The sequence below is a fragment of the Caballeronia sp. EK genome (assembly GCF_014384845.1).
Taxonomy (GTDB): domain Bacteria; phylum Pseudomonadota; class Gammaproteobacteria; order Burkholderiales; family Burkholderiaceae; genus Caballeronia; species Caballeronia jiangsuensis.
Window position 1 is genome coordinate 559,315 of sequence record NZ_JACSUE010000002.1, and the last position, 13,218, is coordinate 572,532.

Genomic DNA, 13,218 nt, shown 5'->3' on the forward strand with positions numbered 1-13,218 from the left:
TCCGGTTCTTCCTTCAGGGCGAGGCCATCTTGATGAGCACATCGCCCGAGAATTGTTCTCGTGCCAGCACGCCGCGTGCGTGTCCTTCGCACATCACGAGGATCCGATCGGAAAGCAGCATCAGCTCGTCGATCTCCGAGCTCGCGACGATCACCGTGACGCCCTCGCGCGCGGCCGCGAGTATCTGCCGATAGATCTCCGCCTTCGCGGCGACATCGACGCCGCGCGTGGGTTCATCGAGCAGAAGAATGCGCGGCTTCGTCATCAGCCATTTGCCGATGATGAGTTTCTGCTGATTGCCGCCGGATAACGTGCTCGCATCCTGCGCGAGACTGCGATGCTTGACGTTCGATGCCCGCGCCTGCGAAGCGGCCCACGTGTGCATGCGTGCGCGCCGATAGAACGGAAAGCCCGGCGCACGCGAGAGCGACGGCAACAGCAGATTCGCTTCGAGCGACTGATCCAGCACGAGCCCGTCTTTCTTGCGGTCCTCGGTGACGAACGCGAGTCCTGCGGCGGCCGCGCGATCGGGTGAATCGATCGTGCGCGCATGATGCGCGACGCGTATTTCGCCTTCACGCCGATACGGCGAAACACCGAAGATCGCCTCCAGTATCTCCGTCTTGCCCGCGCCGAGCAGCCCCGAGATGCCGAAGACTTCGCCCTGCTGCACCGAGAACGAGACATCCGACACGAGCGCGCGCGCCGGCCCGGACAAAGTGAGTCCGCGCACGGTCACCGCGAGCGGGCGTTCTTGCGGCGCTTCGGCTTCGGTGCGTTCGGGCGGCGCGAAGTCCTTGCCGATCATCATCGAGACGAGCGCCTCCGACGATTCCACTTGCCGCATCTGCAAGGTCGCGATGCGTCGGCCATCGCGCAACACGGTGACGCGATCGGCGACCGCGAACACTTCGCCCAGACGATGGCTGATGAGCACGATGCCGATGCCTTGCGCGCGCAAGTCCTTCGTGAGTGCGAGCAGCGCGTGCGTTTCGGTGTCGGAGAGGGCGGATGTCGGCTCGTCCATGATGAGCACGCGCGCATCGGCGAGCAATGCCTTCGCGATCTCGACCAGTTGCTTCTCGCCGACGCGCAGCGTGCCCACGAGCGTCTCGGGCTGCAGGCGAAAGCCCAGTTGAGCCAGCACTTTCGCGGCGGCGGCGCGCATCGCGCGGCGATCGGGAAAGCCCATGCGCGTGCGTATTTCCTTGCCGAGAAAGATGTTATCGACGGCGGAGAGCGTGTCGACGAGATTCAACTCCTGATGAATGATCGCGATGCCCGCGCGCGTGGCGTCGTTCACGCTCGTCATGCGCGTCGGCTCGCCGCGCACGCGGATGCTGCCCGCATCGGGCGAATAGAGGCCGCCCAGAATCTTCATCAGACTCGACTTGCCCGCGCCGTTCTCGCCGACGAGCGCATGGACCTCGCCCGCCGCGACATCGAAGTCGACGTCCGACAGCGCGGCGCTCCCGTTGAACGAGATCGACAGGCCCGCGGCTTCGATGAGCGGCGCGGTGACGGTTGCCATCGCGTGTCTCCGTTGCGTTCAATGACTCGCGATGTACTGCTTCGCGTTGTCGACGAAGATGCCTTGCGTCGGCAGCGTGACCTTCTTCGGCACCTTGTCGCCATGCAATACCTTGAGCGACTGGCGGATGCCTTCCGCGCCCGGCGTCGGGTACATGAACGTGCCCGCGAGCAGGCCTTGTTCGACCCATGTCGCGCCTTCCTGCGGCAAGCCGTCGATGCCCACGAACTTGATGCTCTTCTCGCGGCCCGCATCCTTCGCGGCGAGATACGCGCCATAGGCCATCGGGTCGTTGTGCGCATAGACCACGTCGATCTTCGGCTGCACGCGCAGCACGGTCTTCATATAGTCGTAGGCCTTGTCCTGCTTCCAGTCGCAATCCACCCGTTCGCCCACGCGCTTGATGCCTTTCTCCTTGGCGATGGCCTTGTCCGCGCCGTCGTGACGATCGTGCGCGGGCTGCGCGCCGAAGCCGCCCCAGATCTCGACGAGATTGCCTTGCGCCTTGCCCGGCCCGCCCGTCAGCTTGACGATGAAGTTGCCCGCTTCCTCGCCGATCTGTACGTTGTCGCCGCCGATGAACTGCGTGAACTGGTCGCCGTTGACTTCACGATCCAGCACGAACACGGGAATGCCTGCTTTGAAGGCCTTTTCCACGACGCCCGTGAGTCCCGCCGACTCCTTGGGCGAGATAAAGATCGCGTCCATCTTCTGCGTGATGAAGTTCTCCATGTCGGCATTCTGCTTGTCGGTGCGGTCGCCTGCATCGGCGATGATCAGCTCGACCTCGGGATGCTTCGCGGCCTCGGCCTTCATGTCCTTGTTGAACTGCACGCGCCACGGCTCGACGGTCGTGACCTGCGAGAACCCGAAGCGATACTTCTTCTGCTGCGCGAACGCCGGTTGCGCGATGAGTGCGGATAACGAGCCGATCGCGCCGGCCAGCGGTGCGGCGATGAGACTCGCGGTGATGATGCGTCGTTTGCTGTCCATTGCGTCTCTCCTGTTTTGGTTGCCAGCTTCGGGTCTGGTTTTCAGGGCTTGCTGATGCTCTCGCTGGTTCTGATCTTCGATAAAAAATAAAACGTTATAGCGCCGTCAGCGATCCGCGAGGGCGGCGCGCTTGCGGGTTTCCCTGGTCATGGTCTTGCTCGGCGGCGCGGTGCTTTCACGCACGCGCAAATCGGCTTTCATGCGGAGATGCACCGGCTCCGATGATTCGCCTTGCAGCTGCTTGTGCAGCAATTGCCAGATCGCGCGCCCCACGGCTTCCACGGGCTGATGGATCGAACTGATGCGCGGATGCAGCACCGACATCCACGGCGCATCGTCGAAGGAAAGCAGCGAGACGTCGTCGGGCAGGCGCAGTTCGGCGTCGCGTATCGCGCGCAATGCACCGAGTGTCGCCACGTTCGCGCCCGTGAACAACGCGGTCGGCCGATCGCGTTCCGACAGCAGCCCGAGCGTGGCCGCATGGCTTTCCGTATCCGTCATCCCGCACACGACGACGCGCGCATGACGCGCGAGCCCCGCGCGCTTCATCGCGTCGAGATAGCCGTCCGCGCGCTCGCGGCTGTTGACGAGATCGAGCGCATTGACGATGAACGTGATGCGCTTGTGCCCGAGCGCGATCAGATGATCGGTGCCGTCGCTCGCGGCGCGCCGGCTATCGGTGGTGACGGTATCGGCGGGAAAGCTGTTGTCGACGCGATCCGCCATGACGAGCGGCACGTCGCATTCGCGCAGCTCTTCTATCGCGTGATCGTAGCCATGACACGGAATGATGATCATGCCCGCCACCTGCCGCGAGAGCACGAAGCGGATGCGTTCGGCTTCGCGCGCGGGATCTTCCTGCGCATGCGCGAGCAGCAGTCGATAACCGCTCGCGAGCGCATGATCCTCGACCACGCATAGCAACTCGATGAAGAACGAGTTGGTCAGATCGGGCACGACGAAACCGATGGACGTCGAACGACTGCTGCGCAATTCCGCTGCAAGACTGTTGCGCCGGTAGCCGAGCTTGCGGGCCGCGTCCCGGACCTGCTGCCGCCGTGCGGGACTCACGCCTTCCGCGCCCGCCATGACCTTCGACGCGGTGCCGAGCGAGACGCCCGCCGCGTTGGCGACGTCCTTCAACGTGCGGGCCGGTTTTTTTCGTGAGTCCAAGGCGCGATGTCGTCGATATTTTGAAACGTTTCAAAATATTAGGAAGCTCAGGCGAACGGAGCAAGTGAGTGTTTTTACCGAGCCCGCGTGCGCCGCTTCACATCGAGACGTCGTGCAGGTCCTTCACGATGGGCGGGCCGATCCTGAAGTCTGAGAAGCGCACGTTGAGACCGCCGCGCTCAGGCGTGCAGCACATCGGGCCGACGAGCCAGCGCGCAGTCGCACCGCCCGGCGCGAAAGGCGCGAGGCGCATGAGGGTCCAGTTGCGTTCATCGGTGCTGCATTGCACTTTGAGGACGCCTTGCGCGATCGTCATGCGCAGCCGGAAGCGGTTCGTATCGGCGCGCGAGCTGAGCGACCAGTCGGAGAGATCGTTCGTGAGTACAGTGCTGAAGCTGAGCGCGCCGTCGCTGTATTCGGCGCCCGCCTTGATCCAGCGCTCGGCGCTTTCGCGCACCATGAGGCCGGCCTGGTCGTATAGCGAGGAGAAATCGCCATCGACAGCGACTTCGGCCGTGAAATCGCCGTCCACGCTCGCCGCCAGAACGTGGCCGTTATCGCGCACGAAGCCATAGTGAGTCTTGCACCAGAAGTCGGTGTGCGTGTCGGTGGTGACGAAGAGCGTGTCGTTCTCGACACGCCATTGCGCGGGCTCGTTGATCCATCGGCATTGCTCGAACATGGCGTCTCCGTCGCGTGAGGATGGGCAGCGCCAGTATGTCACGGCGCATTCGTGATGCGGTGCAGCGCATTCGAACGATCGTACGATAGGGTTCGCTGCGCCGACTGCACTAACATGTACCGGCACTTACCGTCATTTTTTGGAAAGAGAGAACGATGGTCAAGCTGATGATGATCCTGCTGGGCGTGGACTACTTGCGCAATCGCTGGCGCAGCCTGCTGGTGATCGGCTGGCTGTTGCTCGTTATCGGCATCGGCGTGTTCATCGATGCGCTCGACGGCGCGCTGGGCTTTCCGATCGCCTTCGTCGGCTGGTTGCTGCTGATCGAGGCCGCGCTTACGCTGGCTGTCGCGTGGGCTGGTGTCGGCGGTCAGCGCAGGTTGCGCTACGCGAAGGGCATCGCGTTCGCGCTCACGGCGGCACTTATCTTCGAAGGCAATCATCACGGCCACTTCATTCTCTCGATACTGATCGGCCTTGCGTTCCTCTTCGATGGTCTGTTGCAAGCGACGTCGGCGCTCGTCGTGCGCTACCGGCGCTATCGTGTCGCGTTCGGCTTCGCGATCTTCGAGATCGCTCTCGGCGTCTTCATGATTCAACCGTTTCCGACGCACTATAAAGGCACGGTGCCGTATTGCATCGGTGCGTTCTTTATCTTCGCGGGATGGAATCTCATCATGATCGCGACGCGCGTGCGCAAGCTGACGAGCAACCCCGCCGTATGGGGCGATGCGAGCGCGGAAGCGGCGAGCGTTGCGGGCAAGGGACATGAATTGCAGGCCAGAGAGTGGGACGGCCCGCCCGCCGACGATGAACCAGCGCTCACGGTGCATGTATGGACGCCGGTGGGATCGTCGAAGGCAGAGACGCAGTGGCATCCGATCGTCGATCGTTATATCGCCGCGGTGGATCGCAATGGCGTGATCTCGACAGGCCATGCCGCGCTCGAATCGCCGGAAGGCATTTATGTGAGTCTCTATCCCGCAGTGGAAATCGACCGCTCACCCGATGACTTCGCGCGCCTCTTGCGCGCCACGCGCGAGAACGACGTGCCGGGCACGTTTCAACCGAGCTATGCGATCGAATCGAAGGCATGGTGCCCATCGACCGTGCGCGTGCGCATTCGCAATTATGATCCCGCGCGGCTCGATAGCTTCTGGCGCAACTATCGCGAGGATACGACGTATAACCTCACGCACCGCAATTGTTCGAGCAGCGTGTCGCGCGCGCTCGATGCCGCGCTGGAAGGCGCGGCAGGGCGCTTGTACGGTGCGCGCGCGGGCTGGGGCGCGCTCTTCAGGATGATCGTCACGCCGGAACTGTGGGTCGCGGCGCAGGTGCGCAAGCGCGCGGTGACGATGGCCTGGACGCCCGGCCTCACGCTCGACTATGCGCGCGCGCTCAGCATGGTCGCCGATCCGCGTCCTTATGGCTGGCTCAAGGTCGCGCGCATGGCGCTCACGAAGATGCGCGAATCGCGGCGTGCATGGCGCGAGGAAGGGACGCTTGCGCCACGCGGCGGATCGAACGTCGATCCGCCCGCGCGCGTTTGATGAGGCGTCCCGCCGCTAAAGATCGAGGTCGTCGGCTTCCTTGCGCGCGCGGCGTTCCTCGTTCGCGCGGCGCGCGCGCAAGCGCTGACGCGACAACTGGGCGATCACTTCGCCAGTCGATGCGCCTGCCGGGATTTCATTGCGGATGACCTTGGGCACCATCGGCAATCCCATGCGCTGCCGGCGCAGCGCGCGGGCGATGGCGGTGCGGCATTCCTGCCCGTGACAATCCCATTCGTCACGGGTTCGCTCACAGTAGGGACATTTTTCCATTCCTAAAGTCTACCGCGAAACAGTGACCGCTTTTGTGCACCTATGCGCACCAGACGCCGCTTGCCGCGGTTCGCGCCGCATAGTCCTCGAAGGAGCGGGCTTCGCGATTCAGGGCGGCGCGCACGCCATCGGCAGGCTGCTCATTGCGGCCATCGAGCACGGTGGTGAAGAGATAGAGGATCAGATCGGTTTCCTCGTTCGATACGCCCGCTTCGAGCAGGCCGGCGCGAAACGCATCGGCGGGTACGGGCGCGAGATTCAGGTCGCGCCGCGACGCCTTCGCGATACATCCGAGCGCTTCGGCGAAAGAGATCGCGCGAGGGCCGGTGAGTTCGTAGAGCCTGTTTTCATGACCCGGCTGCGTGAGTGCCGCGACGGCTGCGTCGGCGATATCTTCCGCATCGACGAAAGGCTCCTTGATATCGCCGACAGGCAGCGCGAGCGTGCCCTCGCGAATCGGATCGAGCAAAAAGCTCTCGCTGAAGTTCTGCATGAACCAGCTGCAACGCAGGATGGTCCAGTTCGCGCCCGAGCGTTGCAGCGCTTCTTCGGCGGCTTGCGCTTCCTCCTCGCCGCGCCCCGAGAGGAGCACGATTCGTTCGGCGCCGCTTGCCAGCGCTGTGTCGAAGAATGCGCTGACCGTATCGAGCGCGCCTGGTATAGCCAGATCCGGCTGATACGTGACATACGCGCGTTTTACGCCTTCGAGCGCCGCGCGCCACGTCGCGCGATCGTTCCAGTCGAAGCGGGGCTGCGTGGAGCGCGCGCACGCGCGAACCGCGAGTCCCTGTGTGCGTAGCCGCTCCGCCACGCGTCGTCCCGTCTTGCCGTTGGCGCCCAGAACGAGGATGGGCGCGGCGTCGAAGTCCGATTGAGCCATGACTGTCTCCTGAGTTTAAAACGTGAGAGTTGCTCACGTTTTAAACATGATAGATACTCACATTTGACTGTCAAGCATTTTCGAGCCTGCTTTCATGCGGCGAAGGAGTCACCATGCAGGAGAAGCCGCCACGTATCGCAGCGAAGGGAAGCGTCGCGCGCAGAAAGCCCGCGCAGCAGCGCAGCCGCGAACGCCTGGATCGCATCCTCGAGGTTGCGCAGCAACTGATTGCGGAGAAGGGTAGCGAGCACGTGAAGATGAGCGAGATCGCCGAGCTTGCGGAGATATCGATCGGCTCGCTCTATCAGTATTTCCCCGACAAGCGGGCGATCGTGCGCACGCTCGCGGAGCTGTACGCGGACGAAAGCCGCCGATGCGTGCGAGAAGCGCTCGATGCCGTGCAGAACAAGGCGCAACTGCTCGACGCGTTCGCCTCGCTGGTCGACCAGTACTACGAGATCGTGATGGACAAGCCCGTGATGCGCGACATTTCGTCGGCGCTACGCTCGGACAAGGAATTGATGAACATCGAGATTGCGGAGAGCCGCGCATGCGGCGCGTTGCTCGCAGCGGCGATCCGGCGCGTGGCGCCGCGCGCGGACAGCAAGCGCGTCAGCGCGCTCGCGTTCCTGATCTGGCAACTAGGAGAAGAGACGATGCGCCTCGCCGTCGCGCACAAGCGCAGCGAAGGCGCCATGCTCGTCGATGCCTACAAGCGAATGAGCCTGCGGGCGATCGACGAGGCATGAAAGCGACGCGCGCTTATCCGCTCAACTGATTCGAGGTGCTCGGGCGCCGTTCGCGCTGATGATGATCGAGGCTGCGCCTCAATACTTTCTTGACGAGCCCCTTGAGGAAGTGGATCGAGCGGTCGGCGCGCACGTTCAGATCGAAAGGTGCAAGCTCGACGACTTCGCGCCCGCCGTGCGCGGTGAGTTTCTCGCGCATCTTGCGATGATCGACGGCCATGGCCGTGAGCGTCTCGGATGCCTGTTTGAACGACGCACGATCGACGCGCGCGCAAACATGGCATGCGCGATGGAAGAGCTTGTCGAATACGGTGAGCCAGTAATCGTCCGTCTCGCTGCCGTCGCAACGCGCGAGCGCCTCCTGGCCGGACACGCGCAGATTCAGCATATCGCTCAGCTTGGCGGTCTGCGTGATGCTGCCGAAGCGCCGGCGATAGCCGATCAGCGCCTTGGGAATACGATAGATGCTGTTCGCGCGAAGATAGGTCGCGGGCACGAGCGCCATGTCCTCGTAGTTTCGTCCGACGGGAAACGGCGCTTCGTCGAAGAGGTCCGTGCGATAGGTGCGCGCCCATGCGAACGTATGGAATCGATCCGCGAATTGCTTCAGGGCCGCGCGATCCATCGGGTGGCCGCCGCTCGTCGCGTCGTCGGCGATTTCGATTTCGTCGAGCTCGCGCCCGTTATCGTCGATGATCTTGACGTTGTATTCGACCACATCCCATTTGCGCTCGGCGAGCACGGGAATGATCGCGTCGGTGAAACCCTTCAGATAAATATCGTCGCCGTCCAGGAAGCCGACATACGGCGTGCGCACCGCTGCGAGGCCCGTATTGCGCGCGGCGCTCAGCCCGCGGTTTTCCTGATGCAACAGTTCGACGTGCACGCCGCGATCGCGCTCCACGATGGCGCGCGCTGCCGCATAGGTCTCGTCGCGAGAACCGTCATCGACCACGATGATCTTCATCGCATCGATATGAGGTTGGGATAAGAGGGATTCGAGCGCTTCCTCGATATATCCCTCGATGTTATACGCCGCCACGACGATGCTGAGCAGCGGACCGGTGTCTCGCAATGAGTCACTCTCAAACGGCATAGATGACGCTCTCCGTCGATGATTGGGTTTCCGTGTGCCACGCGCGTGAATCGCGGCACGATGAGACATGCAGTTGGTCTGATGGCGACGCAAGGGACGCGTTGTTGTTGGAGCATGTCACGTCATATGGCGGGCCCCGGATGTCCCCGCCTGATGTGCATGTCGATGGAAAACACGTTAATAGAGCAGATCGGAGGGGTTACGTTCCCCGACGGTCTGCAAGTTGATCCTTCAGAAATACTAGTAGAAAAACGAGGACGTGACGCCCGCGAATCTGGAATGCCATCTGAAGTGGCTCGCAAACGTTATCGTCCGGACTCGTTGCATCGTCCTCCGTGCGTTTGGACACATGCGAAGTTCATTCGAAGTAAGGAAGCGTGACAAACCGTTTCATGTTGCAGGCAATATTGGAAACGTGAGTACATTTTTCTTCTTTCACATGTAAAGCAGAAAAAAGTTCATGTCCGGATGCCGCGCTTCCACTCGCTTCAATGATGTATGTAGAGCGATTGCCCGAGCGCTTGCGGCGAAGGCTGCGTCGTCCAGCCGCTTTGAACGCTGCCCTCTATGCCGGGTCCGTAATCTGAATTGGCCTTATGCGACTGTTCGCTCTGCGCTTCGGTGTCGCCACGTCTGGCCGGCGCGGGCGTTTGCGCATAGGAAAGCATCGGCACCATGACGGAGGCTGCGAGCAGCGCGACTGCGAGTTTCTTCATGATCATTCTCCTTGAATGAGTGGACCTCGATAAGGAGACTAAGCGCGAAGAATTAGCCGATCGTGAGTGCTTCGCCAACGCTCAGACATTCTCCGGCGTGTAGAGCTGCGCTGGCAGTGGATACTGGCTCGCTTGCGCGGCTTCGCCCGGCAGCGCCTGCAAACTCCGCAGCATCGCCTGAATGGCCGTTTCAGCGATGCGCTGAAGCGGCGTGTCGATCACGAGGTCGATGACGCCTTCGACGAGCGCCTCGTATCGGTCCGGCATCAGATCACTGCACACGGTAACGATGCGTCGTCCCGCGCCTTCTTCGCGCAGCGCGCGAATCACGCCGCCCACGCCGCCGCCGGGAATATAGAGGCCGGCGAGATCGGCATGGCGAGCAAGCATCGCGAGCGTTGCTTCATAGGCGAGTTGCTTGTCTTCGAGATTGATCTGCGTGTCGAGCACGCGCAATCCCGGCGCGTGCTCGCGCAGGTACGAGCGAAAGCTGATCTCGCAGCTTTCCTGACCGAGATAGCGCGGCGTGCCGACGAATACGCCGACCGTGCCTTCGTCGCGACGCGTGAGACGGCTCACGGCCCACGCTGCTGTGCGTCCGCTCTTGCGCGGATCCACGCCGATATAACCTGCACGCAACGGCGCGCTCAAATCCGACAATAATGTGACCGTCGGTTTTCCCTGTGCGTGAAGCGTTTCGACGGCGGCGGTCACATGCGGATGATCCACCGCAACGACGCCGAGCGCCTGCGCTTGTTCGCCGAGCGAAAGCAGCGTGCGCGCAATCGACGCCGGGTCCAGTTCATCCATGTATTCGATGACGGCGGTGCAATGCTCGGGTTCATGACGCGCGGCCGCGTCCGTCAGGATGCGCGCGAAGGTCTGATAGAAAGGATCGGCGCGCTTTTGCAGACAAAAGCCCAGCGTGTATCGCTCATGACGTTCGCCGCGTTGCGCGCGCAGGCGATCGCGCATCAGTCCGGCGCCGTGATAACCGATACGCTCGGCCGCTTCGATCACGCGCAACGCCGTGCCTTCGCGCACGCTGATGCGGCTATTGAACACGCGATCGACGGTTGCGGGACTCACCCCGGCAGCTTCGGCCACTGACTGAAGAGTGGGACGCTTGCTCATCGTTGATGTAAATGATGGATTTTCAGATCGCGCGATGATGCCTAAAGATAGCAAATGCGCGCGAAGATTGCACAGCCGATGCTTCCGCTCCTATCATCGATCCAATAATAAGCAATGATGTAATTCAATCATCGGATGAGGTGACATGATGGAATCCGGGCAAGGGCATCGCGCGGGCGAGCGGGACGGCTATCGCGATTACCAGCTGATTGGCGGCGCGGGCGAGCGTGCGAAAGCCGCGGGCCTCGTCAATGCCGAGTGGTACAAGTGCGCGGTGCCGCGCCCTGTGATGAAGAGCCTGATGCAGCGCGGTGACGCACGCGCCATCCGCGACACGTTGCTGTGGTACGCGGCGATCATCGCGAGTGGCGTACTTGCATGGTTTGCGTGGCAAGCGCATTCGCTCTGGGCGATTCCGGCATTCCTTCTCTACGGCGCGCTCTACTGCGGTCCCGCGGATTCGCGCTGGCATGAAAGCGGTCATGGCACTGCATTCAAGACAGCGTGGATGAACAAGGCGCTCTATCAGGTCGCGTCGTTTCAGGTGTTTCGCCGGCCGACGATATGGCGCTGGAGCCACGCTCGGCATCACACCGATACGCTCGTCGTAGGGCGAGATCGCGAGATCGCGGTGCCGCTGCCCACGGACTGGCTGAGCCTCGCGCTCAACGTGTTCGCGCTGAAGCACGCGGCGGCTGAAGTGCCGAAGATCGTCTCGTCTGCGTTCGGCAATATCGGCGAAGAGGAAAAGACCTACGTACCGGAGTCGGAGTGGCCGAAGGTGATTCTGGAGGCGCGCATCACGCTCGCGATCTATGCCGTGGTGGTCGGCTCGTGCCTCGTTTTTCATTCGATCCTGCCGCTGCTCTATATCGGCTTGCCGAGCCTCTATGGCGCGTGGCTTTATCTCTTCTTCGGCCTCACGCAGCATGCGGGCATGCCCGAGAACGTGCTCGATCATCGCAAGAATTGCCGCACCGTGATGATGAATCCCGTGTTCCGCTTTCTCTATCTGAACATGAACTATCACGTCGAACATCATATGTTTCCGATGGTGCCTTATCATGCGCTGCCGCGATTGCACGAAGCGGTGAAGGACGACATGCCGCCACCTTATACGAGCACGATCGCGGCCTATGCGGAGATCATTCCGGCGCTTGCGCGTCAGAGACGCGACCCGTCGTATCACGTCGAGCGGCCCATGCCCGCCTCGACCGCAACCCAGGCTTGAACCGGCATAACGACATCGAGAGAAAGGAGACGAACCGCCATGACGCAATGGATCGATGCAGCCCAGATGGACGATATCGAAGACGAAGACGTGATGCGCTTCGATCACGATGGCCGCACCTTCGCGATCTATCGCGTGAACGATGAGGTGTATGCGAGCGATGGCCTTTGCACGCACGAGCATGTCCATCTGAGCGACGGGTTCGTGATGGACCATGTCATCGAATGTCCGAAGCACAATGGGCGCTTCGATATCCGCGACGGCCGGCCGCTATGCGCGCCCGTTTGCGAAAAGCTGCGGACGTATCCCGCGAAAGTGGAGGGCGGCCGCATCTTCATCGAGATCTGACGTCGTGATCTGGCGAGCACGCGGATCATCATACGGAGAACAATGATGACTCAGTTCGAAGGCAAGGTGGCGGTCATCACCGGTGGCGCGCAAGGTCTGGGCGCGGCCGTGGCGGCGCTCTTCGCGGAACGCGGCGCACAGGGCATCGTGATTTGCGCGCGTTCGAAGGACAAGGGCGAAAAGAAAGCGCGCGAGCTTGCTGAAGCGAGCGGGGCGCAAGTGCGCTTCGTCGCGGCGGATCTCGCGCGTGTGGACGATTGCCGCGCGGTCATCGCCGCCGCCGACGAGCAATTCGGCCGCATCGATGTGCTGGTCAATGCGGCCGCAACGACGGATCGCGGCACGATCCTCGATACCGATCCCGAGCTCTTCGATCGCATGTTCGCGACGAACGTCCGCGCGCCTTTCTTCCTGATGCAGGACACCATCCGCATCATGAAGCGCGAAGGAACGGAGGGAGCGATCGTCAATATCTGCTCGATGTCGGCGATGGCGGGGCAGCCGTTCATCGCTGCATATTGCGCATCGAAAGGCGCGCTCGCCACGCTCACGCAGAACACGGCTTATGCGCTGCTGCGCAATCGTATTCGCGTGAACGGGCTGAATCTAGGCTGGATGGCGAGCGAGGGCGAGGACCGCATTCAGCGCACGCATCATGGCGCGGACGACGACTGGCTCGAACGCGCCGCGGCCGCGCAGCCCTTCGGACGCTTGATCAATACGAACGAAGCGGCGCGCGCGGTCGCCTATCTCGCGAGCGCTGAGTCAGGGCTCATGACGGGATCGATGATCAACTTCGATCAATCGGTATGGGGCGCGTATGACGACGCGCCGCATCCGCAAGAGCCGCTTTGAATCG

Annotated in this window: 14 protein-coding genes; 5 read left to right on the forward strand and 9 right to left on the reverse strand. The window is 62.3% G+C overall.

All coding sequences use genetic code 11. The annotated features are described in order from the left end of the window. Positions 1–13: 13 nt before the first annotated feature. From IAG25_RS06975 to IAG25_RS06990, 4 genes are all read right to left on the reverse strand, one after another. Positions 14–1,531, reverse strand: coding sequence for a sugar ABC transporter ATP-binding protein (locus tag IAG25_RS06975; protein WP_187604193.1), 1,518 nt, complete (start codon positions 1,529–1,531; stop codon positions 14–16). 18 nt (positions 1,532–1,549) lie between these two features. Then, a complete protein-coding gene (locus IAG25_RS06980) occupies positions 1,550–2,524 on the reverse strand; it encodes a substrate-binding domain-containing protein (protein WP_035499743.1) in 975 nt (324 codons plus the stop codon). 105 nt (positions 2,525–2,629) lie between these two features. Next, on the reverse strand, positions 2,630–3,697 hold the full coding sequence (locus tag IAG25_RS06985) for a LacI family DNA-binding transcriptional regulator (protein WP_187604194.1): 1,068 nt from the start codon (positions 3,695–3,697) through the stop codon (positions 2,630–2,632). Between the two features lie 97 nt (positions 3,698–3,794). Then, positions 3,795–4,379 carry a DUF1349 domain-containing protein gene (locus IAG25_RS06990; RefSeq protein WP_187604195.1) on the reverse strand — a complete coding sequence of 195 codons (585 nt, stop codon included), beginning with the start codon at positions 4,377–4,379 and terminating at the stop codon, positions 3,795–3,797. A 155-nt stretch (positions 4,380–4,534) separates the two neighbouring features. Between IAG25_RS06990 and IAG25_RS06995 the strand changes: the two genes are divergently transcribed. After that, complete coding sequence (locus tag IAG25_RS06995) at positions 4,535–5,932, forward strand: HdeD family acid-resistance protein (RefSeq protein WP_187604196.1); 1,398 nt, start codon at positions 4,535–4,537, stop codon at positions 5,930–5,932. A 15-nt stretch (positions 5,933–5,947) separates the two neighbouring features. Here the strand turns inward: IAG25_RS06995 and IAG25_RS07000 are convergent, their stop codons facing one another. Continuing rightward, positions 5,948–6,205: a hypothetical protein gene (locus tag IAG25_RS07000; protein ID WP_187604197.1), complete on the reverse strand. Its 258-nt coding sequence runs from the start codon at positions 6,203–6,205 to the stop codon at positions 5,948–5,950. Between the two features lie 40 nt (positions 6,206–6,245). Further along, positions 6,246–7,085 carry an NAD(P)H-binding protein gene (locus tag IAG25_RS07005; RefSeq protein ID WP_187604198.1) on the reverse strand — a complete coding sequence of 280 codons (840 nt, stop codon included), beginning with the start codon at positions 7,083–7,085 and terminating at the stop codon, positions 6,246–6,248. 113 nt (positions 7,086–7,198) lie between these two features. On the opposite strand from IAG25_RS07005, the gene IAG25_RS07010 reads away from it, so the two are divergent. Then, the gene (locus IAG25_RS07010) at positions 7,199–7,834 is read left to right on the forward strand and encodes a TetR/AcrR family transcriptional regulator (RefSeq protein WP_187604199.1); all 636 of its coding nucleotides are present in this window, start codon (positions 7,199–7,201) and stop codon (positions 7,832–7,834) included. 13 nt (positions 7,835–7,847) lie between these two features. On the opposite strand, the gene IAG25_RS07015 is transcribed toward IAG25_RS07010, so the two are convergent. From IAG25_RS07015 to IAG25_RS07025, 3 genes are all read right to left on the reverse strand, one after another. Next, positions 7,848–8,930, reverse strand: a complete 1,083-nt coding sequence (locus IAG25_RS07015; protein ID WP_187604200.1) for a glycosyltransferase family 2 protein — start codon at positions 8,928–8,930, stop codon at positions 7,848–7,850. A gap of 488 nt (positions 8,931–9,418) precedes the next feature. After that, a complete protein-coding gene (locus tag IAG25_RS07020; protein ID WP_187604201.1) occupies positions 9,419–9,646 on the reverse strand; it encodes a hypothetical protein in 228 nt (75 codons plus the stop codon). A gap of 81 nt (positions 9,647–9,727) precedes the next feature. Beyond that, complete coding sequence (locus IAG25_RS07025) at positions 9,728–10,780, reverse strand: LacI family DNA-binding transcriptional regulator (protein ID WP_187604202.1); 1,053 nt, start codon at positions 10,778–10,780, stop codon at positions 9,728–9,730. A 145-nt stretch (positions 10,781–10,925) separates the two neighbouring features. On the opposite strand from IAG25_RS07025, the gene IAG25_RS07030 reads away from it, so the two are divergent. From IAG25_RS07030 to IAG25_RS07040, 3 genes are read left to right on the forward strand one after another with little or no spacing between them, the layout of a single operon-like run. Further along, positions 10,926–12,011 carry a fatty acid desaturase family protein gene (locus IAG25_RS07030; RefSeq protein WP_187604203.1) on the forward strand — a complete coding sequence of 362 codons (1,086 nt, stop codon included), beginning with the start codon at positions 10,926–10,928 and terminating at the stop codon, positions 12,009–12,011. A 39-nt stretch (positions 12,012–12,050) separates the two neighbouring features. Beyond that, entirely contained in the window at positions 12,051–12,359 is a 309-nt protein-coding gene (locus IAG25_RS07035) for a non-heme iron oxygenase ferredoxin subunit (RefSeq protein ID WP_187604204.1), read from the forward strand. Between the two features lie 42 nt (positions 12,360–12,401). Further along, positions 12,402–13,214, forward strand: coding sequence for an SDR family oxidoreductase (locus tag IAG25_RS07040; protein WP_255503568.1), 813 nt, complete (start codon positions 12,402–12,404; stop codon positions 13,212–13,214). Positions 13,215–13,218 lie beyond the last annotated feature (4 nt).